This window comes from Glaciimonas sp. GNP009, from assembly GCF_054343755.1.
Window position 1 is genome coordinate 5,330,173 of record NZ_JBTGUV010000004.1, and the last position, 22,524, is coordinate 5,352,696.

The following is a 22,524-nucleotide window of genomic DNA, read 5'->3' on the forward strand; positions in this document are numbered from 1 at the left end:
TCTTAAATCGTCACTCAACTATGGCGATAGTATATTTGTCCAATTCGCATCTATCGTGCACAAATATATCTTATCCTTCCTCGACCATAAATGGTTAAGGTTTAGCTTCAAGAAGGCGATTTTTAGACAATGCAATGCTAACTTTTAAGGGAATGTTACTCGTGACGCAAGGACTGCGATCAATTCAAGGTATGATTCTGGTCGCTCCTTTGGAGGTGCGCTGACCACGTTGCAGGTTAAACAAGATGTAATGTTCATCGGGTTATTGTTAAAAGCAGTTGGATTTAATTGAGTAAAATAGTGATACCACAAGAATTACTGAAACCAGCAACAAGACAAATAGTCGTCATTGGCGGCGGTATTATTGGCATGTCGACCGCTTACTTTTTGGCGCAAGCAGGACATCAGGTGGCGCTGATCGAGCAACACCGCAATGTCGCCGAAGTGTCCACACTGGGAAATTCGGGGATGCTGGCAACGGCCTCAACCACGCCGTGGGCAGTCAACGGGATGCGAAAGCGTATCTTTTCTGGCCTGTTCAGCCAGGAGGCCTCCACTATCTTAAACGCGCGTCTTAGCCCATCGTTATGGCGCTGGTTAATGCGCTGGACCTCAAAACCCGAGTTACAACGCTATCAATTACACAGCGAACGCATGCACCGCTTAGCCCGTTATAGTCAGCAAATTTTGCTTCAGCTTCAGCTGGACTATCAACTTGATTTCGAACAAAGTAGCGGCTTGCTACAACTATTTCGTACAGAAAAAGAATTAGCCGCAACCGCCCCGCTTCAAGCTTTGCTGACGGAACGAAATGTTGCCCATCGATTGTTGGATGGAGCGGGTGCACAAGCGCTGGAACCAGCCTTACAGACCGCCCGCAGCGTTGCTGGAGGATTATACTTTCCAGAATTGTCGTCAGGCAATTGCACCTTATTTACCAAACAGCTAAAAGCCATTGCGCAGGCGAGCGGCGTACAATTTCACTTTGATGTTCGCGTCGATGCCATTGATCCACATGATGGACGGGTGGCACTAAAAATTGGTGATGATGTGCTGCAAGCCGACGCTGTGGTCGTTGCTGCAGGAACAGGAAGCGCCCGCCTTCTGAGGAAAATTGGCTTAAAAGTGCCCTTGCAGGCCGTCAAAACCTACACTATAACGGCAGCAATTAAAAATTATGAAGTTGCGCCTAAACTGGCGCTGCAAGATGATGCCTATAAGGTCACCATGGCGCGCCTCGGCGAGCGCATACGCGTAGCCGGAATTGCGGAACTGGGCGCGCGCGACACTGGCATCGACGACAAAGCACTGCGCACACTATTAAAGGTCACGCAGGACTGGTATCCCGATGCCGCCAATTATCACAATGCACAAATGTGGACCGGCAACATTCCTATGTTAGCCGACGAAGTACCACTCATTGGCGCTACCAGCAGCAGCAATGTATACATCAATGTCGGTCATGGCGGCAGCGGTTGGAGCATGGCATTGGGTGCCGCTAAAATTGTAGCAGACCAACTATCAGGTCGTCTGCCCGAGATTGATATTGACGGACTGACATTGGCGCGCTATCGACGCTAACAGCACGTCATCTATTGGGCGGCTTTTTTTACCCCAACATAGAATGAGGCAAAATTACCATGACGGCACTTTACGCAAGCGCAGAAATTCGCCGTATCGAACAAGCGGCTCAAACTGCGTTACCGGCCTATACGTTGATGCAGCGCGCCGGTCAGTCCGCTGCGGATGTTGCGCTGCGCTTATTAACGGGAAGTCCGCATAAAGCACGTATTCTCGTGCTGGTCGGCCCCGGTAATAACGGTGGCGACGCACTCGAGGCGGCGACGATCCTCACGCAGGCTGGTGCGGACGTTGTTGCGTTGTTGCAAGCTGAAGTCAACAAGTTACCGCCCGATGCGGCCAACGCCCTTGCCCGCGCCAATCGTGCCGGTGTCCACATGATGCCACCTGAACAGTTTGCCATTATCGACAGCATCGCCTGGACGCTGGTGATAGACGGATTGCTGGGAATCGGCCTGACCCGTCCGCTGGACGGCCCTTTACGCAGCTTAGTCGCGACCGTTAATACGCTGTCTTGTTTAGTCCTGGCACTCGACGTACCAAGTGGACTCAATGCAGATACCGGTATGGTGGTCGGTCCCGATGGGATCGCCATAGTTGCCGACCATACCGTCACCTTTATCGGCGATAAAACCGGATTACATACTGGCGATGGCCCTGACTACGCCGGTCAGGTCACCGTTGCCGGACTCGGCCTGCCAGAAAACTCTTCGGTTCCGGCAAGATCATGGTTGAATTCAAGCGATCTATTCGCGCGTAACCTGCAACCACGCGCACGGAACTCGCATAAAGGCAGCTTCGGTAGCGTCGCGGTAATTGGTGGTGCGGAAGGCATGGCTGGTGCGCCAATCCTTGCGGGACGCGCTGCTGCCAAATCTGGCGCGGGTAAAGTATTTATCGGCTTTCTCGATGCTGCACCTGCCTACGATAGCGGTCAGCCAGAGTTAATGTGTCGCCGTGCGGCTGACCTTGACCTGACATCGGTGACATTAGTGGTCGGTACCGGACTTGGCGCATCCCAAACAGCACACGACTTGTTGGTAAAAACGTTAATGGCACCCGGCCACTTGCTGCTGGATGCGGATGCGTTGAATTTGATTGCCGTTGAGCCCGCATTACAGCAACTCGTGGCGCAACGGCGTCATTCAGGCCTTGCTACCGTCATGACACCTCATCCGTTGGAAGCAGCGCGACTACTTGGCATCAGTACCATTGAAATCCAATCCGACCGTTTGGCAGCAGCACGCAGATTGGCGCAGCACTTCAATGCGGTAGTGGTGCTTAAAGGCGCAAGCAGCATCATTGCTCGGCCTGATGGTTCTGCTGTGATCAATCCGACTGGAAATCCGGCGTTAGCGACGGGCGGCAGCGGCGACGTATTATCTGGTATTTGCGGGGCTTTATTGGCGCAAGGTTGGTCTGACTGGTATGCAGCGCTCGGTGCTGTCTGGTTACATGGCAGCGCAGCGGATTTGCTGGTATCGCAAGGATGTGGGCCAGTTGGCATGACTGCGGGGGAATTAATTCCTGCCGTGCGGAGCTTATTGAATGAACTGGTCGATAGTCAGTCGGCCAGTTAAGAAAATCGCAGAATCGCATGCATATGTCCATGCATCTCAACGATGCAAAACGCAATGTCAAAAAAAATCGCAAACAGACTTAATAAGTCGGTTTGCGAAATACATATCATGAACGTTTTTACTAAAACCAACTACCTCAATTCACCCGTCGCAGCACGGCCGAAAGCGCGGATCACGCCGATCACGCAGCGTAGAGTGAATAGGCAGGTTAACTTACGCTGCCAGCGCAGGATAGTCGGTATAACCTTCCAACGTTGCGGCATAGAAAGTTTCTGATTTTGGTGCATTCAATGGTGCGTCAAGTTTCAAACGACGCGGCAAGTCTGGGTTAGCGATAAACAACTGACCAAATGCAACAGCATCTGCCTCACCTTTTGTCAGTAGTTCTTCTGCCGCGGCTTTTGTAAGCTGTTGGTTGGCGATATATGTTCCACCGAAAGCTTGTTTAAGTTGCGGCCCCAGACGATTTGGCGTTTGCGGTTCACGTGCGCAGATAAACGCGATGCCACGTGCGCCTAATTCGCGCGCCACATAGCTAAACGTTTCCAGCGGATTAGCATCGCCCATCGAATGGGTGTCGCAAGCTGGTGCCAAATGCATGCCAACGCGTGCAGCACCCCAGACGCTGATACAAGCATCCGTAATTTCCAGCATCAAGCGTGCGCGATTTTCTAACGAACCGCCATACATATCGGTACGTTGATTGCTACCGCTTTGTAAAAATTGATCCAGAAGATAACCGTTCGCACCGTGAATTTCAACGCCGTCAAAGTTGGCAGCTTTAGCATTTTCAGCGCCCTTGCGGAAGGCTGCAACTACACCTGGGATTTCAGCAAGATCCAAAGCGCGCGGCGTGACAAAGTCACGTAACGGACGTAGCAGACTGACGTGGCCTTCGGCTGCAATCGCACTTGGCCCAACCGGCAATTCACCATTCAACAAGCTTGGGTCCGAGATACGACCAACATGCCACAATTGCAGGATGATACGACCACCAGCAGCGTGCACGGCCGAAGTTACGTTTTTCCATCCGGCGACTTGCTCTTCAGACCAAATACCTGGCGTATCAACATAGCCGACACCCTGTGGTGTCACGGCAGTCGCTTCACTGATGATCAGTCCTGCTGAAGCGCGCTGAACGTAATACTCAGTCATCAAAGCGTTCGGTACGCGACCTTCGCCGATGGCACGCGAGCGCGTCAGTGGTGCCATGATGATACGGTTAGAAAGTTGGATATCGCCAATTTTGATAGGATCAAATAATGTAGTCATGGTATGCGTAGTCATTTCAATAAAAAAGTAAATAGAAAAATCAAAGTGGTAAAAGTCAAAATTTAAAAAGCCAAAAGTAAATTTTTAAGCGCAGAACTCCTATGCGCAAAACATAAAGCGCAAATAACCTCCTGATACTTAAGGAAAAAAATACTTCAAAAAAATGGGGTCAGCCCATCGCTGGAGAAACTATTTTGGTCGTTGTGACCGATTTTTCTGTTTTAGCTAAACGAATTGATAACTGCATCGCCAATACTGCGACCAAGGCAAGTGCACCCGCCGCGATCGGTATTGCTTGCAATCCAAGGCCATGCGCGATCACCATTCCGCCAACCCACGCACCGAGTGCGTTACCAACGTTAAAAGCGCCAATGTTCAGTGTGGCCACCAAATTTGGCGCAGCCTTACCAAAAATCATGACATTGATCTGAAGCCCAGGAACCGCTGCAAAAGCGACCATTGCCCATATGAACAAATTCACTTCTGCCGGTATCAGCGCCACGCTAGTCCACCTGATCGTCGCAGTCGCCAAAGCCAACAGCATAAAAATAGCGGTCAACGATGCGCCCAAACGCCAATCAGCCAATCGACCGCCGAGGTAATTGCCCAGCGTCAAACCGAGACCGATCAAAAACAACGTCCAGGTCACGCCACGTGGCGTCACTTGCGTTACCTGCTCAAGTAATGGTGCGACGTAGGTAAATAACGCAAACATCGCTGCCGAAAAAAACGTCGTTGTCGCCAGCGCTGCCCAAATACCGGCGCTGCCCAATTGTTTGAATTCGCTACGCAGATCAGTTTTTTTCTCATCTTTTTGCGAAGGCAGGATGCGCGCCAAACCAACGAACGCCAGCACGCCCAATACTGCCACAGCCCAAAATGGTGTGCGCCAACCGGCAAACTGACCGAGTGCGGTACCCAACGGCACACCCAACACATTGGCCAGGGTCAATCCGGTAAACATCAATGCCACGGCAGATGCTTTACGATTTTCTGGCACCAGACTGGCGGCAACGACTGAGCCAATACCGAAGAAAGCACCATGACAAAGCGCCGTCACCACCCGTGCAAACATCAAAAAGCCGTAATCGGCAGCCACCGCACACATCAGATTGCCAACAATAAATACGCCCATCAATATCAGCAATGCGCGTTTACGTGGCAACGCGGCAGTCGCCACGGCCATAATCGGTGCGCCGATCGCGACGCCCAGCGCATATCCACTAATTAACCAACCCGCGCTTGGAAGCGATACAGCAAGGCTACGCGCGACGTCCGGTAACAAACCCATGATGACAAATTCAGTGGTTCCGATGGCAAAAGCGCTAAGCGCCAACACAAGTAGAGCTAAAGGCATGACAAATCTTTACAAAAATGGATAGAACGATTCAACAGCATTTTGGGCGGAAGCCAAGTTACGGCATCTGTATCGATATCCACTAATGTGGTCCCGATACCAAACCCTGACAAAGGTACTTAACCCTGGTTGTTACGGGAAATACCTATCAGAGATCGCCATTCATATGTGCAAGAAAACCTTGAATGGTGTCTTCGTTGCGTCGATAAAAAACCCATTGCCCGACCCGCTTTGTGGTCACCAGTTCGGCCCGCTGCAAGGTGGCTAAATGCGCTGAAACGGTTGATTGCGACAATCCTGTGCGCTTATCAATCAAACCGCAGCACACGCCGATATCGAGCGGATATTCCTGCTCAGAAAAATACTCTCCGGGCGTTTTAAGCCACTGCAGTATTTGGCGTCTAACTGGATTAGCCAGCGCTTTATGTATAAGGTCGAAGTTCATCTTTTTGGCCGAGACACGTATTTCGTTTTTAATAGAATTAAATATTGGGATTTTCAGAACTTAATATCGCTATATTACGATACATTCAAAAAGTCCGCTCGGCGTCTGCCAAAATGCTTGTTTAAATTATTGAAAAGAAAAGAGTCCAAGCCACGTGCAGGCACGAGAAATTAAGACGTAAGCAGCCTTACAGCAAGAAACTAACCGCAGCTACCACTTCATGAGCCGAACCATATCGCCTCATAGAGGTAGCTTGCAGTCAAATGGGATCAATACAGTACGGGACAACCATTTACTCGGTTACTTTTACCCCCTTCCAAAACGCTACGCGTCCGCGAATTTCCTTTGCGGCATCCTTCGGTTCTGGGTAGTACCACACTGCATCAGGATTCATTTTTCCGCCTACTTCCAGAGTGTAATAATTCGCAGTGCCCTTCCAGTGGCAATTTGAGGTTGTTTCGCTGGGTTTCAACAAGTCGGAATCAATCGACGTGCGTGGAAAATAATGATTCCCTTCAACAACAACGGTATCGTCAGACTCCGCAATAACCATGTCATTCCAAATAGCTTTCATTTTTTCTCCTTGATGTGGTTGGCGCTAAGAGAGACTAGCGTTCTCGCCAGATTGGCGAGCGTAAAAAAGATCGCGTTGATAGATCACAATAAACTATCAATACGGTGATTAATAAATTGACTGATGTGCGCGTTAATACTATTGCAATAAAAAAACCGTTTTAATCAAGCATTAGCAAGCTATCGCTCTATTGCTTTATCGCACCATATCGCGACATGTCGCCCTGTAGAGTCATCCACACTTAAGGGTGATTGTTCGTCAAACTGAACTGCTCTGGTCCAGGCAAGTTTGTAAAGTGAAGCAGAAATGCGTAACTTAAACGAGGCGTCAACATGTGTGGCTTAACATTTGTATGAGTTCGCCTCCCATTTTGCAGATTTTTTTAGCATTTTCACCACCATGTCATCAGAATGCCATATTCGGTTGGTAACGTGCCGGGGTGCGTAAAAAAATATATCATATCGATCTAAAACAGCTTTGAAAACTATGTCAAACGTATACCTAACATTGCCTGAGCATTGCTTGAACTTTATAGTCATCTCCCGACAAATTTAACATAGTCACCGGGCCATTTGCCCTTGAGGAAGGAAAAGGTATTAGACAGAACGCGAAATATCACCGCCGCGCTCAACCTTTACGACATTTATCACTTAGGTAATCAGGAATTCCAGGTATGACTTCAAACGTTCACGCATTACCTTTGTCAAAAAGACTCACCCCTAATCGTTGGGACTTTCTGGTTTTTCCGTTGGTTATAGGCATCATTGCCTTTAGCGGTATCGGCGTCAAAGATACCCTCGCCCCGCTCTCAAGTCTAACTGCAAACGTCGTCACGCTAGACCCGCACAATTTGCCTGAATATGCCTTGCGCACAACTTTGCGTATGTTGGCCGCGATGGTTGCATCGCTGATTTTCACCCTTGTTTATGCGACTGTTGCCGCCAAGAGCAAGCGTGCCGAGAAAATTTTGATTCCGGCACTAGATGTATTGCAATCCGTACCGGTGCTTGGCTATATCTCGTTCACCGTGACATTTTTCATTGCACTTTTCCCTGGGCGCGTTATTGGTGCCGAACTGGCGGCGATTTTTGCCATTTTCACCAGTCAGGCATGGAACATGACATTCAGCTTTTATCAGTCATTGACTACCGTTCCTGATGATTTACAGGAAGTTTCGCGAAGCTTTCATCTTTCTGGCTGGCAACGTTTTTGGAAACTGGAAGTCCCCTTCGCGATCCCGGGCCTGATCTGGAACATGATGATGAGTATGTCCGGCGGCTGGTTTTTCGTCGTGGCAGCTGAGGCGATTACGGTCGGGAATAAAAGCATTACGTTACCCGGGGTCGGTTCATATCTGGCGCTGGCGATCAGCGAGCACAATCTAGGTGCGGTCGGATGGGTCATCGTCGTCATGACCGCCGTCATTATTTGTTATGACCAGTTACTCTTCAGACCACTCGTGGCATGGGCGGACAAATTTCGTATGGAAAATACGACAGCGCAATTTTCGCCCTCGTCATGGCTTCTTAATCTGATCCAGCGGACGCGTCTGATTCAAGCGATATTATCGCCATTCAGCATGCTGTTTCGCCGCATTATCACGGCACCTTTACGCTTCAACCAAAGCAAAACGAAGCCAAAGAAAACCAACGATGTATCAAATAAGCTAGTCGATTTTGCATGGAACGCGACGCTCTTGGTATTGGGTTGCTGGGTAATGTGGCGCGTAATCGCCTTTATCGGATCAGAAGTAAGTATCGGCGAAGTCGGTACCGTCCTTTTACTGGGCTTCTACACGTTACTGCGCGTGATGCTGCTGATTGCTATTGCCTCCGTGATATGGGTACCGCTCGGCGTGCTGATTGGCTTACGTCCGCGTCTGGCTGAAAAAATTCAGCCCTTGGCGCAGTTTTTGGCGGCTTTTCCAGCCAATCTGTTATTTCCCGTATTTGTCATTCTGATTGTTCGCTTCAATGGCAATCCCGACATTTGGTTAAGTCCCTTAATCGTGCTGGGTACGCAGTGGTACATCTTGTTTAATGTAATTGCTGGCGCAATGGCGTATCCCAACGATTATCGTGAGGTCTCGGCGAATTTCAAAATCCGCGGTTGGCAATGGTGGCGTAAAGCGATGTTGCCAGGTATTTTCCCTTACTACGTGACGGGCGCCATTACAGCGTCTGGTGGTGCATGGAACGCCAGTATTGTGTCTGAATCAGTATCTTGGGGCGATACCAAACTCAACGCCCACGGCCTTGGCTCTTATATTGCGCAGTACACCGCTGCTGGTGATTTTCCCCGCATCATCCTGGGAATTGTTGTGATGTCGTTATTTGTGGTGTTATTCAATCGCCTGCTTTGGCGACCGATGTATCACTATGCAAATAACAAACTGAACGCCACTTAGGACTTCATAGAATTCAAAGATTGATCAAGGATTACGATGCAAAAAATAACTGAAAACGAAATACTTAACGTCAATCATGTGCGCCGTGGTTTTGCCAAGGCGCAAGGCGAGCTCTTAGTTCTTGATGATGTCAGTTTGACGTTGCATGAAGGCGAAATCGTTGGCCTGCTAGGGCGTTCAGGCTGCGGAAAATCATCTTTGTTGCGCATCATCGCCGGATTGATTCAACCCACTGGCGGCGACGTCAGCTACCGTGGCCATCCAGTAAATGGACCTGCCGATGGTGTCGCAATGGTATTTCAGACTTTCGCGCTCTTTCCGTGGTTGACCGTTTTAGACAACGTTGAAGCAGGTCTCGAGGCGCTTGGCACACCGCCTGCCGAACGCCGGAAACGTGCGTTGGCAGCGATTGACCTGATCGGTCTCGATGGTTTTGAAAATGCCTATCCGCGTGAGCTTTCCGGCGGGATGCGGCAGCGAGTTGGTTTTGCCAGAGCGCTAGTGGTTGACCCGACTTTATTATTGATGGATGAGCCTTTTTCTGCACTCGATGTATTGACCGCCGAGACGTTGCGCACCGACCTGCTCGATCTATGGAACGACGGCAGATTGCCGATCAAATCCATCTTGATCGTCACCCACAACATCGAAGAAGCGGTGTTCATGTGTGATCGCATTCTGGTTCTCTCGTCCAATCCCGGTCGTATCATTGCAGAGATCAAGGTCCCCTTCCCGCATCCGCGCAACCGATTAGATCCTGCGTTCCGGCAACTGGTGGATGATATCTACGCCAAGATGACAGCCAGATTGCAGCCAGTGTCGAACCGCAGCAATCCCGGTCTGGAACTCGCCAGCCGCCTTAATCCGGTATCGACCAACTCAATGGCAGGTTTGTTAGAAACCGTGGCTGCCGCGCCGTATAACGGACGCGCAGATATGCCGGATATTTCCGCACGTCTTCACCTGGAGATCGACGATCTTTTCCCCGTCGCCGAAGTCCTGCACTATTTGGGGTTCGCGGAAATGACGGAAGGTGACATCACACTCACGACGTTAGGTCTGGAGTTTGCCGATCATGGCGTGCAACAACGTAAACAAGTCTTCGCACAGCAACTGCTGCGCCAGGTACCATTGGCAGCCCGAATCAAGGCAATATTGCAGGAAAGGCCAAACCAACGCGCCCCGCGTGCCCGCTTCCAGCAAGAATTGGAAGACCATTTAAGCGACGATGCTGCAGAAGAAACAATCGACGCGATTATTCGTTGGGGTCGTTACGCTGAAATTTTTTCATACGACGATAAAAGAGAAATCTTCAGCCTGGAAGACATCGCAAGTTAGCCAAACCACGAGCGATCAGCTTCAATGGAATTTCCAAAAGCCCGAATCTCGGGCTTTTTTTCACGTCAGCCCCGCGGGTATTTACGAGGCTTTACCCCTTGCCATCATCTTGAGTAAGAACCTGGCTTAATAGAAGAAGTTACTCCCAACATGCGCCTTGATATTGCAGATAACGTTGTCCAAAAACGCAAAACTAGGGAAGATGGCTTGGTGACGTATAGCAAGGCGGGTTGGCGGGCATGTATAGAATACCAACCAGAGCGCGGCGCAATCCACTCACCGCTTCCGTCCAGCCCCATTTCTTCTTTCCATCCATAGCAATCCATTTGCATATTATTGACCGTCACGCATACATTCCCCTCCCGTAAAATCACGCCAGTGCCGGAGCTGGCGTAAAAAGTGGTTGTTTGTCCTGTCATCAATTTGCAAGTTTCCATGGCGGTGGCGCATAAGCAGCGCAGACGTTGTTGAGTGATATTGCAGAATAAGCCGCCAGCAACGGTAGCGAAATAGACAGCCCCACACAATCTGTATCGCATCACATGCAAATTGAATCATCTGTTATGGTTTGGTTTCATCCCTTCTGTCTATATACGCCCACGAACATCCGTAGGATCATCACGCATGGATAACAAAATGCTTCAACCGCCCGTACCTCAACAGTCGCTCTATCGCCAACTCGCCACGCATTATCTGGAGGCGATGAAAACGCGGGTTTTGCATCCTGGTGACAAAATGCCATCCGTTCGGGCGCTGGCGCGGCAACACGCGCTCAGTCTCTCCACCGCTTTGCAAGCCTGCCGCTTTCTGGAAAGCGAAGGCTGGTTAGAGGCACGACCTCGTTCGGGGTATTTCGTCAAATCGCAGAAGCGAACCGAGATAATGGCGGTCACCGAGCCGGATATGAGCCGACCACACGATACCGCCCAGTTCATAGGTATTCACGAAAAAGTATCCGAAATCATCTCTATGGGACAGCGGAAGGTACGTATTAATTTAGGGCGAGCCGCAGGAGCGCCCGAACTCTATCCGGGCAAGCAACTGAATGTGCTCGCCACCAGAGAATTGCGCTGCCATACGGATATGTTTTCGAAACAAAGCCGCCCTACCGGAAATGTCATCTTCAAGGATGTACTCGCAAGGCGCGCGCTGGCTAGTGGCATGATGCTCAATCCGGATGACATTTTGGTCACCAATGGCTGCATCGAAGCGCTCAATCTTGCGTTGCGCGCTGTGGCGCAGTCGGGCGATGTCATTGCGGTCGAGTCACCCACTTTTTATGGTTTGCTTCAGGTGATGGAAAGTCTGGGTATGCGTGCGCTTGAAATTCCCACCAGTGCGCAAACTGGTATCTCGCTTGAGGCGCTGGAACTCGCGATCCAGACTTACGACAATATCAAGGCGGTCGTTGTCGTTCCGCATCTACAAAATCCACTAGGTAGCATCATGCCGGAAGCACACAAAAAACGTTTGGTGCAGCTATGTGAAACGTCGCACATCGCCTTAATCGAGGATGATTCGTATAGCGCTTTGGTGCATGATGGGCCGCCTTTGACATCGCTAAAAGCCCACGATATGACCGGCAATGTCATCCACTGTGCATCGTTGCACAAGATCCTCGCTCCCGGACTTCGGCTCGGATGGATGGTGGCTGGCCGCTGGCAAGCCCGTGTCAATATGTTGAAGTATGCACAGACACGTTACAACGATGAATGGTCGCAAACAGTTGCAGGGAAATTTATGGGTTCGCCAGCTTACGACAGGCATCTGCGTAAGATACGCAGTGCGCTGCGCGTTCAACGTGATCTGACAGCCGAAGCCATCTCCAGACACTTTCCGATCGGTACGCGTTGTAGTCTGCCAAACGGTGGCGTCTCGATATGGGTCGAGTTGCCCGCTGGCCTCTCATCCAGGAAAATCTTCGAAGCAGCGCTAGTGCGCGAAATACTGATCTCACCCGGTATGCTCTTTTCTAACTCACAACGTTTTGATCATTTTATTCGTCTCAATTGTGGGATGCCGTTCTCAGATGAAGTGAAGCAAGCCTACGCTGAATTGGGCGCGATCATTCATACACAACAAACATAGAATTCGACAAGCGAGGAACCGGCCTCGTTTAGATAAATATCTGAACGGTCAATTTTTACAGAGCGTTCAGTTTTACATTCCCCATACTTCTGGTGCGGAGATGCTGCTGTAAAAAAACCTCGAACTGTTCAATCAGCAAAGGCCGGCTAAACAGGAAACCTTGATAAAAATGACAGCCGTGGCGGGCCAAAAATTCACGCTGTGCTTCGGTCTCCACGCCCTCGGCAATCACCATCAGGCCAAGGCTTTCCGCCAACGCGACGATGGTGCGCGCAATGGCTGCATCATTTGGATTAGTCATAATGTCCCGGACGAAAGACTGATCAATCTTTAGTTGATCAAGCGGCAAGCGCTTGAGATAATAAAGTGACGAATAACCGGTCCCAAAATCGTCTAGCGAGAAGCGTACGCCCCGATTTTTTAGTGCGGTCATTTTAGCAATGGTCGAGTCCATATTATCGACCATCAGACTTTCGGTAATTTCCAGCTTGAGTCTTTCCGGATTCGCACCGCTCCGATCTAACACTTCATTCATCAACTCCACGAAGTTAGCATGACGGAACTGACGAATACTCACGTTAACAGCGATCGTTAGTTGTGCCGTTTCTGGACGCTCTGCCCATACCACCAACTGCATGCACGCAGCCTCCAAAATCCATTGGCCCAATGGCAAAATCAGCCCTGTCTCTTCCGCCATCGATATAAAATCGACAGGCAGAACCAATCCGCGCCGCGGATGCACCCATCGCAACAAGCCTTCTGCGCCAGTCACGCGGCCTTCGCCGTCCATCTGTGGTTGGTAATAAAGAAGAAACTCTCCGTGCAGCAAAGCTTGCCGCAAATCGACCTCCAAAGCAGCGCGACTCGTCACCGCCGCCTGCATTTCCACGTCAAAAAATCGCATCGCGTTACGACCCGCCGCCTTACCTTGATACATCGCCAGATCGGCTTGCTGCAATAACTCCCCAACAGTATCTCGCTGATCTCGGAATTGCGTAATCCCGATGCTAGCGGTGCCGTGATGTTCTATGCCGGCAATTTGATAGGGCTTGCTGAGTACCGCCAGAATTTTTTCTCCAACAAGCTTGGCTTGTGCAACAGCCGAATCAGGCTCAGCTTCAAGTCCGAGCAGCATCACCACAAATTCATCACCGCCAAGGCGAGCCACTGTATCACTCGCACGCACGCATGTTGCGAGTCTTAACGCAGCTTGCTGCAACAGAAGATCACCTTTGTCGTGACCTAACGTGTCGTTGATCGTTTTAAAGTTATCCAGATCGATGAACAACAACGCGCCCGAATGTCGCCCACGAACATTCGCCGCCAACGCTTGCTGGAGACGATTAATTAATAGCAAGCGGTTCGGCAGCAAGGTGAGTTGATCGTAAAAAGCCAGGTGTTGTATCTCAAGCTCAGAGGCCTTGCGTTGGGTAATATCCGTATCAATCGCCAGAATGGACTGTGGTTGCCCATGGTCATCCCGGACCAATGTCCACCGACTTTCTACAGTCAGCGTGGCACCGCTCTTGCACCGTTTTGCAATTTCCCCACTCCACTCCCCGCTATGCATTATTTTCTTTTTTGCATCCTCAAAGATAACGGAATAATCAAATGGAAGGTCTTCAATCGGAATACCGAGTACTTCGTCCTGAGTCCAGCCATAAAGCCGTTCTGCACTTTTATTCCAAAACATGATGCGATGATCCATACCGCGCACAATGATCGCGTCCTGCGCTTTATCGAGCAACGATGCCTGATCTCGAATGCGTACATCGGTTTCCTGTCGCTCCATTTCGGAGGCCACCCGCGCAGCAAATATCTGTAATGTAGATGTAATGAAATCGAGGTTTTTTAGAGGCTTGCGAAACAAAATAAAGAGAAGACCGACAGGCTGATTAGCCGCGTTATCGAGTCGCCAGCCTATTGATGCTTGCGTCCCCAGCGACTTTAATGCCGGTGAACGGGAAAAGTCCATTGACACTTTATTTGATATTAAAAATTTATCCGCATTAAACACTTCTTCGTAGCTGTCCCATGCAACGACATAGTCAAAATTTTCCGTCACCTTCCCATCAATCACGGCCGCTAGGACGCGACTGGTCACTGGTTCACCGGGTAACAAGCGTGTAACAAAGCCCGCACTCGCCCCTAAAGCTTCCGCCATATTACGGGCTACTTGCTCAAAAAATACCGTGCCAGTACTCGCCGAAACGCCTACGGCAATCTTTAAGACTGCTGCCTGAATTTGGCGTTGTTGTTGTTGAGCCCGAATGCTTCTTATGCCAAATGTCAGATCACCAGCCAATTCCGTCAGGAGATTAATTTCATCGACAGCCACTACCATCATCTCTTCAGAATATAACGTCAACAATCCTAAGGTTCCGTCCTTGTCATGCAACGGTAGATAAATTCCACCCCGATAACCATGAAGCTGGATATCAATCAACCAAGGAAAAACACGCGGATCGTGCGCCATATCCTCAATCACGATAGGCTTCCCGCTACGAACCGAGCGCCCGGCAGGGCCGCGGCCGAAAGGGCTGTCCTCTGACCAACTAACCTGTAAATTATCGACAAAGGCCGCGTCGTTATCAATCCCCGCATGAGACTCAATCGTAATCGACCGGGCTTCGTCGCCCTGCGCATAACCCACCCATGCCATGCGGTATCCACCGATGTCTACCGCAACGCGACATACTTGAGAAAGCAAATCGCGTTCATTTTCAGCTCGGATAACAGCCTCACTACACCGGCTTAACATTTTCAATGCTCGATTAGTACGCGTCAATTCCAGTGCTGCTTTTTTTCCCTCTGTGATATCAACAATTGCACCGGTCATCCGTATCGCGACACCACGATCATTAAACTTAGAACGTGCACGCAGGCGTACCCATCGCAACTTGCCGGAGCGCGTAACGATACGAAACTCTATGTCATACGACGATCTATCGTCTAAATGCTTTTCTATTCCTGCCCGCACTAGCTCTTGATCCAGGGGATAGATGTATTTCAGAAAGTAGCGCGATGAATATGACAAACCATCGTCGGGCTGCTCCAACAACGCCAGCAAACGTGCTGAACAAAATACGCTATTTTTTTCGATATCCCAGTCCCACAACCCATCGCCGGTACTTTGTATCGCAAAGTAAAGACGCTCTTCACTGATGCCGAGGGCACGTTCCACGCGTTTGGTTTTGCTAAGTATTGAGCGTGAAATAAGTGTACCGATGGCGATCAACAGCGCACCGATTAAAAGGGTTCCCAGCAACAACAATCGTTGTAACTGGCGCGAAGTTTCCCCAAGGCTAAATGAAAAATCTGCCTCAAGGCGGTCAAGCGATAGGCTAATTGTCCTAATTCTTTCTTTCGCGGCTTGCGAGGAAACGCTGTCATAGACACCGGAAATCGTCTCCTTGTGCAGCTGTTGTGCCTCAGTATTCAATGCGGCTATCTGTCGATCCGCTTGCGCCCAAATGGAAATCACGGGACTCATCAAATAAGAGTGACTAAAATGAAGAAACAAGCCGACCATGTCGTTGAAATCATCTGGGTGATTCTTACCCTGCAAAAATCCTTGATGCACGATCGCCATATCAGGCGTGGCCTTCTCAAGCTCAAGCCGCGCCATCCGATCCCCCAACGGTATCGCAATGGCGTCCGAAAAGGCCTGATATTGCAAAGAATCGCGTGTATCAATATATGCAAACAACTGCATGACTGCAACACGCTGCGCTTTAGAGTAGCTGTTTTCACCCGCGACAAACCCGCGAACCGAGGACAAAATATTGATACTAAAAGTCCCAAGCGCCACCAAGAGTGCAGCCGAAATAATAAGCGGCCACATCACCTTTAGCCTATGCAAATTGAATTCAATTTTCAAAAGCGTTTTTAGTCTATACATAGAAAGACGTTGGCATAAAAAAGCGAATGAAGAAACTGGTCTTAATAACCTCTGGATGTAAAGGGATTAAGCAATACTGTGGCTTAACTGATCATAGTCTTAATGATTTTATAAGTGTAATTTTTATAATATCTCTGAAGCAATAAAAAAACTCAAGCCCGCACATGGTCAGCGTCGCTTCGGGTTTTAAAGTTTGATGGCTCACTATTTTTAAACTTTTTCCCTCTACACACATTAACAAAATCCAGGCGGTAAAAACAATCTGCACATTTTCCGCTGTATCCCATTCTCTGCGTTGTAAGTTTCTGTAAGTTTCAAGCAAGATTTGCGTAAGGTTGTGGTCGCACACTCCGTTGGTCTAAACGCTAATTAAAAGCGGACATACATACTATTTGGGTATCAATACCGACATGAGAACGCCGTCGGAAGCAGATCGCAAAGAGTGCATAACAATATTAATATTCAAGGAGACAGTCATGGCAACCAGTATTGCTGCAGGAAAAGTTGCTTCACGCGGCATCACGCCCGAAGAAAGAAAAGTCATATTTGCATCATCACTCGGTACCGTATTTGAGTGGTATGACTTTTATTTGTACGGCTCGTTGGCTGCGATTATCGCTAAACAATTCTTCGCTGGTACGGACCCAAATACGGCCTTCATTTTTGCGTTGCTGGCATTTGCTGCGGGCTTTATTGTGCGGCCATTTGGCGCTTTGGTATTTGGTCGTTTGGGTGACATGATTGGCCGCAAATACACCTTTTTGGTGACCATTCTTATTATGGGTGCGTCGACATTCATCGTTGGCATTTTGCCAAATTACAATTCCATCGGGATCGCTGCACCAATCATTTTGGTGGCGTTACGGATATTGCAAGGTCTGGCACTGGGCGGCGAGTATGGCGGTGCCGCCACTTATGTCGCTGAGCATGCGCCGAATGACAAACGCGGTTCGTTTACTGCATGGATTCAAACCACAGCAACGCTGGGCTTATTCCTATCATTGCTAGTGATTTTGGGCGTACGTACAGCCGTGGGTGAAGAAGCATTTGCTGACTGGGGCTGGCGCATTCCGTTCCTGGTGTCGATCGTTTTGCTTGGCGTCTCGGTCTGGATTCGTTTATCCATGAGTGAGTCCCCTGCTTTTGTAAAAATGAAAGCAGAAGGCAAAGTCTCTAAAGCACCGTTGACCGAAGCATTCGGCCAGTGGAAAAACATGAAGCTAGTCATTTTGGCTTTGTTTGGTTTGACTGCCGGTCAAGCTGTGGTCTGGTACACGGGTCAGTTTTATTCGCTATTTTTCCTGACACAAACCCTCAAGGTTGATGGGCCAACAGCCAACATTCTAATCGCACTGGCTTTGCTGATTGCTACGCCATTTTTCCTGATTTTTGGCTCGTTGTCGGACAAGATTGGTCGCAAGCCAATTATTATGGCGGGTTGCCTGATAGCGGCGCTCACGTACTTCCCCATCTTCTCGGGGCTGACGCATTATGCTAATCCAGCACTCGAAGCAGCACTCAAGAGCGCACCGGTCATCGTTACGGCAGATCCAGCGACTTGCCAGTTCCAGTTCAATCCGACTGGTACCAAAAAGTTCACTTCTTCCTGTGATATCGCGAAGGCAAAGCTGTCTGCGATGTCGGTTAACTATGAAAACGTCGCTGGTGCGCCGGGTTCAGTTGCAACCGTCAAGATCGGCGATAAAACGCTGACTTCGTACGATGCAAATGGTCTCTCGAAAGAAGATGCAACCGCCAAAGATAAGGCTTTCTCTACTGAGTTGACTGCTGACATTAAGGGTGCAGGCTATCCAAGCAAAGCGGATCCTGCTCAAATGAATAAGCCAATGGTCCTGTTATTGCTATTCATTCTGGTGCTGTATGTGACGATGGTGTACGGACCAATTGCGGCGATGCTGGTCGAAATGTTCCCGACCCGTATTCGTTATACCTCAATGTCATTGCCTTATCACATCGGTAACGGCTGGTTCGGCGGTCTATTGCCCACTACGGCGTTTGCACTGGTTGCCTACAAGGGCGATATTTATTATGGACTGTGGTACCCAATTGTGATTGCCATCGCGACCTTTGTCATCGGTATGCTGTTTGTCAAAGAAACGATCCACAACGATATCTACGCCGAAGAACGCTAGATTTAAAGGGAAGTCGGCTTCAAAGCTTAGCTTGATGTCGACAACCCAATTCCTTCAGCGATTTGAGCCGATCAGGTTACCGGACCTGATCGGCTTTTTTGTTTCTGGCACGCAATATTCAAGCCTTCCGGTCTAGTAATTCCTTTTTGTACGTGCATTTTTTCGTATATTTACCACCTTATTTGACCGCCTTTTTCATCGCAAAATGCTACCCTTTGGCAGTTCGCTTGACTAAATAAAACTGCGCAACTACGCCTCACTGTCGTTTCTGAGGCAATCTGGCCTCTTAATCTGCATCTTGCTTGCTATTGCTTAAATTTGCTTGCAAAATTTGACATTTATGGCTGTCCAAAACCCCCAAGATTTGCTATCGTCGTTAGCCATCTACCCACTTACGAGAATATGAAGCCACCTGTCAGAATTGGTACTCCGCTTTCCCCATCCGCAACTAAAGTCATGCTGCTGGGTTCGGGCGAACTTGGCAAAGAAGTCATCATTTCACTACAACGTCTTGGCGTTGAGGTCATCGCGGTTGATCGTTATCCGAATGCTCCCGGCCATCAGGTTGCGCATCGTTCGCATGTCATCAATATGACCGATGGTGCGGCATTGGAAGCGCTGATAGCGTTGGAAAAACCCGATCTGGTCGTGCCTGAAATTGAAGCCATTGCAACCGAGACGCTAGTTGCATTGGAAGCCGCTGGAAAAATTACCGTGATTCCGACTGCACGCGCGGTGTGGTTGACCATGAATCGCGAAGGGATTCGCCGCCTCGCCGCAGAAACGCTGAGTCTTGCGACATCTCCCTATCGGTTTGCCAACAATCTGGACGAACTTAAGGCAGCCTGTGATGCCATTGGATTCCCTTGCGTGATCAAGCCCGTCATGTCATCGTCCGGCAAAGGCCAATCCAAGATCGACAGCATCAATGAAGTAGAAGCTGCGTGGGCGCATGCCGCGGCTGGTGGTCGCGTAGATGCCGGGCGTGTCATCGTTGAGGGCTTCGTTGATTTCGACTATGAAATCACCCTCTTGACGGTACGTGCGCTTGAAGCAGATGGCAGCATCAGAACCCATTTCTGCGAGCCAATCGGCCACGTTCAGGTGCAAGGCGATTACGTCGAATCCTGGCAACCGCATCCGATGCATTCCGAAGCATTGGTCCGCGCTCGCGATATCGCAAAAAAAATCACTGATAATCTTGGCGGCCTTGGTGTCTTCGGCGTCGAACTGTTTGTCAAAAACGATATGGTCTGGTTTTCTGAAGTTAGCCCTAGACCACACGATACCGGCATGGTCACCATGGCCAGTCAACTACAAAGCGAGTTTGAGTTGCACGCAAAGGCGATATTAGGCTTGCCTGTCAATGTTGCACTCAACAGCCCGGCGGCATCGGCAGTGATTTATGGCAAGCACGACGCTAAGGGTATCGCCTTTGAAGGTGTCGCCGATGCGTTGCGGGAACCGGGCGTCGACATCCGTCTATTCGGAAAACCAGAGTCTTTTGAGCGCCGCCGTATGGGCGTGATACTCGCGATTGCGAACGACGTCGAAAGCGCCAGAGTTCGCGCCAAACAAGCCGCCGCCAAAATAAAACCTGTGATTGTCGCTTAACCTCGGCTCAACAGCTTTAGCAAGCGGTTTGGCAAATCGCTTGCTAAACCGCTTGCCAAATATTTGTAGCTGAGTCTGGCTCGGTCTGGCTGACTATTGGAGCGACTTTAGAAAGCCAGTGAGACAGCCAATTAGCGCAATTAGCCGAACCTATAGACGCGTAAGCGGATTAGTCGCTTTGCATCCAAAGGGGCGCGCATCACTCCTCGCCCACTCCTTTATGCATCCAACAACCCAGCAGTTAACTCCTACGCACACCGATGTGGGTATGGAGATCAAACCAAGTATGCGGTTCAAAACATGCTTACGCAGACCCGTTGCATAGTTGACCAACAGATGGCGTCGACTTCCCTCTTGCGAAAACCTACAGATAGTCGACAGCACGACGTGGCTGCTTGCGCTACACTATCCCACTTTGTTAGCCTTTTATTCTCTTTTAGAGCAATCAGCATTTCTACATTCACCTATTCACTATGAAATTCGATGTCGCTATTATCGGTAGTGGTTTGGCCGGCCTGTCAGTTGCCCTCCATCTTGCAGAACAAAGAAAGGTGGTTGTCATCTCCAAGCGTGCTCTGCTTGACGGGGCCAGTAACTGGGCACAAGGCGGCATCGCCGCGGTGCTTGATTCCGGTGATAGCTATGATGAACATATCTCCGACACGCTGATTGCCGGTAGCGGATTATGTGATGAGACGGCGACACGTTATATCGTCGAACATGGCCGCGAAGCAATCGAATGGCTGATCGAGCAAGGCGTACCATTTACGCCCGATGCCAGCGCCGAGTTGGGGTTTCACCTTACCCGAGAAGGCGGCCATAGCCAACGCCGCATCATTCACGCCGCTGATGCAACCGGGCATGCCGTACAAGTGACGCTGGAACAAAAGGTACGCTCACATCCGAATATTACGTTGCTTGAAGACCACTACGCCATTGATCTGATTACCTCTAAAAAAATTGACGGAAAAGGGGTTTCACCGCAGTGCCTCGGTCTATATGCCAAGAACGTAAAGACCGGTAAAGTCCTCACCATCAGCGCTGGTCATACTGTGATGGCGACCGGCGGCGCAGGTAAAGTCTATCTTTATACCACCAACCCTGATACCGCTACTGGTGACGGAATTGCGATGGCGTGGCGGGCCGGATGCCGCGTTGCCAATATGGAATTCATCCAGTTTCACCCGACCTGTCTATACCACCCGTACGCCAAATCTTTCCTCATCACCGAAGCGATTCGTGGCGAAGGTGGCTTATTAAAGCTTCCCGATACAGAAGGTCAAGATGCAGGTAGACGCTTTATGCCAGACCACGACGAACGTGCGGAATTAGCGCCACGCGATATCGTTGCGCGGGCAATTGACTTTGAAATGAAAAAACGTGGTTTGGATCATGTTGATCTCGATATCAGCCACAAATCATCCGATTTTTTAAAAGAGCACTTTCCGACTATTTATTCACGTTGCCTGGAACTTGGTATCGACATCACCAAACAACCGATCCCGGTCGTGCCTGCGGTCCATTTCACCTGCGGCGGTGTGGTCACCGATCTGAGCGGACGCACGGATCTGCCCGGTTTATACGCAGTCGGCGAAACAGCTTATACCGGTTTGCATGGTGCTAATCGCCTCGCTAGTAACTCACTCCTTGAATGCGTTGTGATTGGCCGTGCCACTGCCAAATACATCGAGCAACAAGCCAAACCAAAATCGAGACCGCTCCCGGCCTGGGATGAAAGTCGGGTTACCGACGCCGACGAAGAGGTCGTCATCGCCCACAACTGGGATGAGTTGCGCCGCTTTATGTGGAACTATGTTGGGATAGTTCGAACCAATAAACGGCTTGAGCGCGCCCAGCACCGCATCCGATTATTGAAGGAAGAAATCGATGAATATTACACACACTTCCGCATCAGCCGTGATTTGCTGGAACTGCGTAATTTGGTGCAAGTAGCGTCTTTGATTGTGGAAAGTGCGCTGTCAAGACGCGAAAGCCGCGGGCTGCATTACAGTCAGGATTATCCTGAAACATTGGCAAAGGCCTTGCCAACGGTATTGACGCCTGACAGGCATTAAGTTATCGGGTCTGACGGTGCCACAGAATGGCAATTTTTCAGATATTACCTCTAAAGACTGATTGTTTCTACGCCCTACTTCTGCGTCATCATCAATCCCAGGAAATCAAGATCACCATCCTGGTTCTTGATTTCCTGTT

At 49.8% G+C, this 22,524-nt stretch carries 14 protein-coding genes; 8 read left to right on the forward strand and 6 right to left on the reverse strand.

Going from position 1 to position 22,524, the window contains the following annotated elements; all coding sequences use genetic code 11:
• Window positions 1-288: 288 nt before the first annotated feature.
• Window positions 289-1,581 carry an FAD-dependent oxidoreductase gene (locus ACXX82_RS24465; protein ID WP_322239175.1) on the forward strand — a complete coding sequence of 431 codons (1,293 nt, stop codon included), beginning with the start codon at window positions 289-291 and terminating at the stop codon, window positions 1,579-1,581.
• A 59-nt stretch (window positions 1,582-1,640) separates the two neighbouring features.
• On the forward strand, window positions 1,641-3,161 hold the full coding sequence (locus tag ACXX82_RS24470) for an NAD(P)H-hydrate dehydratase (protein ID WP_458563928.1): 1,521 nt from the start codon (window positions 1,641-1,643) through the stop codon (window positions 3,159-3,161).
• 213 nt (window positions 3,162-3,374) lie between these two features.
• Here ACXX82_RS24470 and ACXX82_RS24475 read toward each other — a convergent pair whose 3' ends face one another.
• The 4 genes from ACXX82_RS24475 to ACXX82_RS24490 form a co-directional block, all read right to left on the reverse strand.
• Entirely contained in the window at window positions 3,375-4,433 is a 1,059-nt protein-coding gene (locus ACXX82_RS24475; protein ID WP_322239179.1) for an alkene reductase, read from the reverse strand.
• Window positions 4,434-4,602: 169 nt separating this feature from the next.
• Window positions 4,603-5,790, reverse strand: a complete 1,188-nt coding sequence (locus tag ACXX82_RS24480; protein WP_322239181.1) for an MFS transporter — start codon at window positions 5,788-5,790, stop codon at window positions 4,603-4,605.
• Between the two features lie 148 nt (window positions 5,791-5,938).
• Window positions 5,939-6,235, reverse strand: coding sequence for an ArsR/SmtB family transcription factor (locus ACXX82_RS24485; RefSeq protein ID WP_322239183.1), 297 nt, complete (start codon window positions 6,233-6,235; stop codon window positions 5,939-5,941).
• 292 nt (window positions 6,236-6,527) lie between these two features.
• A complete protein-coding gene (locus ACXX82_RS24490; RefSeq protein ID WP_322239185.1) occupies window positions 6,528-6,809 on the reverse strand; it encodes a DUF427 domain-containing protein in 282 nt (93 codons plus the stop codon).
• Between the two features lie 673 nt (window positions 6,810-7,482).
• Between ACXX82_RS24490 and ACXX82_RS24495 the strand changes: the two genes are divergently transcribed.
• The gene (locus tag ACXX82_RS24495) at window positions 7,483-9,216 is read left to right on the forward strand and encodes an ABC transporter permease (RefSeq protein ID WP_322239187.1); all 1,734 of its coding nucleotides are present in this window, start codon (window positions 7,483-7,485) and stop codon (window positions 9,214-9,216) included.
• A gap of 36 nt (window positions 9,217-9,252) precedes the next feature.
• Window positions 9,253-10,554, forward strand: a complete 1,302-nt coding sequence (locus tag ACXX82_RS24500; RefSeq protein WP_322239189.1) for an ABC transporter ATP-binding protein — start codon at window positions 9,253-9,255, stop codon at window positions 10,552-10,554.
• A gap of 104 nt (window positions 10,555-10,658) precedes the next feature.
• Here ACXX82_RS24500 and ACXX82_RS24505 read toward each other — a convergent pair whose 3' ends face one another.
• The gene (locus tag ACXX82_RS24505; protein WP_323507314.1) at window positions 10,659-10,991 is read right to left on the reverse strand and encodes a hypothetical protein; all 333 of its coding nucleotides are present in this window, start codon (window positions 10,989-10,991) and stop codon (window positions 10,659-10,661) included.
• Between the two features lie 187 nt (window positions 10,992-11,178).
• On the opposite strand from ACXX82_RS24505, the gene ACXX82_RS24510 reads away from it, so the two are divergent.
• Entirely contained in the window at window positions 11,179-12,642 is a 1,464-nt protein-coding gene (locus ACXX82_RS24510; RefSeq protein ID WP_322239194.1) for an aminotransferase-like domain-containing protein, read from the forward strand.
• A 55-nt stretch (window positions 12,643-12,697) separates the two neighbouring features.
• Here ACXX82_RS24510 and ACXX82_RS24515 read toward each other — a convergent pair whose 3' ends face one another.
• Window positions 12,698-16,486: a bifunctional diguanylate cyclase/phosphodiesterase gene (locus ACXX82_RS24515; RefSeq protein WP_458563929.1), complete on the reverse strand. Its 3,789-nt coding sequence runs from the start codon at window positions 16,484-16,486 to the stop codon at window positions 12,698-12,700.
• A 533-nt stretch (window positions 16,487-17,019) separates the two neighbouring features.
• Here ACXX82_RS24515 and ACXX82_RS24520 point away from each other — a divergent pair.
• From ACXX82_RS24520 to nadB, 3 genes are all read left to right on the forward strand, one after another.
• Entirely contained in the window at window positions 17,020-18,696 is a 1,677-nt protein-coding gene (locus ACXX82_RS24520; protein WP_322239198.1) for an MFS transporter, read from the forward strand.
• A gap of 402 nt (window positions 18,697-19,098) precedes the next feature.
• Complete coding sequence (gene purT / locus ACXX82_RS24525) at window positions 19,099-20,310, forward strand: formate-dependent phosphoribosylglycinamide formyltransferase (protein ID WP_322239200.1); 1,212 nt, start codon at window positions 19,099-19,101, stop codon at window positions 20,308-20,310.
• Window positions 20,311-20,783: 473 nt separating this feature from the next.
• A complete protein-coding gene (nadB, locus tag ACXX82_RS24530) occupies window positions 20,784-22,385 on the forward strand; it encodes an L-aspartate oxidase (protein ID WP_458563930.1) in 1,602 nt (533 codons plus the stop codon).
• The last annotated feature ends 139 nt before the right edge of the window (window positions 22,386-22,524 follow it).

What these genes read in the sequence shown, in the direction of transcription:
- ACXX82_RS24470 (WP_458563928.1), top strand. Translation starts at nt 1,641, where the DNA reads ATGACGGCACTTTACGCAAGCGCAGAAATTCGCCGTATCGAACAAGCG.
- ACXX82_RS24475 (WP_322239179.1), bottom strand. Translation starts at nt 4,433, where the DNA reads ATGACTACATTATTTGATCCTATCAAAATTGGCGATATCCAACTTTCT.
- ACXX82_RS24480 (WP_322239181.1), bottom strand. Translation starts at nt 5,790, where the DNA reads ATGCCTTTAGCTCTACTTGTGTTGGCGCTTAGCGCTTTTGCCATCGGA.
- ACXX82_RS24485 (WP_322239183.1), bottom strand. Translation starts at nt 6,235, where the DNA reads ATGAACTTCGACCTTATACATAAAGCGCTGGCTAATCCAGTTAGACGC.
- ACXX82_RS24490 (WP_322239185.1), bottom strand. Translation starts at nt 6,809, where the DNA reads ATGAAAGCTATTTGGAATGACATGGTTATTGCGGAGTCTGACGATACC.
- ACXX82_RS24495 (WP_322239187.1), top strand. Translation starts at nt 7,483, where the DNA reads ATGACTTCAAACGTTCACGCATTACCTTTGTCAAAAAGACTCACCCCT.
- ACXX82_RS24500 (WP_322239189.1), top strand. Translation starts at nt 9,253, where the DNA reads ATGCAAAAAATAACTGAAAACGAAATACTTAACGTCAATCATGTGCGC.
- ACXX82_RS24505 (WP_323507314.1), bottom strand. Translation starts at nt 10,991, where the DNA reads ATGGAAACTTGCAAATTGATGACAGGACAAACAACCACTTTTTACGCC.
- ACXX82_RS24510 (WP_322239194.1), top strand. Translation starts at nt 11,179, where the DNA reads ATGGATAACAAAATGCTTCAACCGCCCGTACCTCAACAGTCGCTCTAT.
- ACXX82_RS24515 (WP_458563929.1), bottom strand. Translation starts at nt 16,486, where the DNA reads ATGTGGCCGCTTATTATTTCGGCTGCACTCTTGGTGGCGCTTGGGACT.
- ACXX82_RS24520 (WP_322239198.1), top strand. Translation starts at nt 17,020, where the DNA reads ATGGCAACCAGTATTGCTGCAGGAAAAGTTGCTTCACGCGGCATCACG.
- purT (WP_322239200.1), top strand. Translation starts at nt 19,099, where the DNA reads ATGAAGCCACCTGTCAGAATTGGTACTCCGCTTTCCCCATCCGCAACT.
- nadB (WP_458563930.1), top strand. Translation starts at nt 20,784, where the DNA reads ATGAAATTCGATGTCGCTATTATCGGTAGTGGTTTGGCCGGCCTGTCA.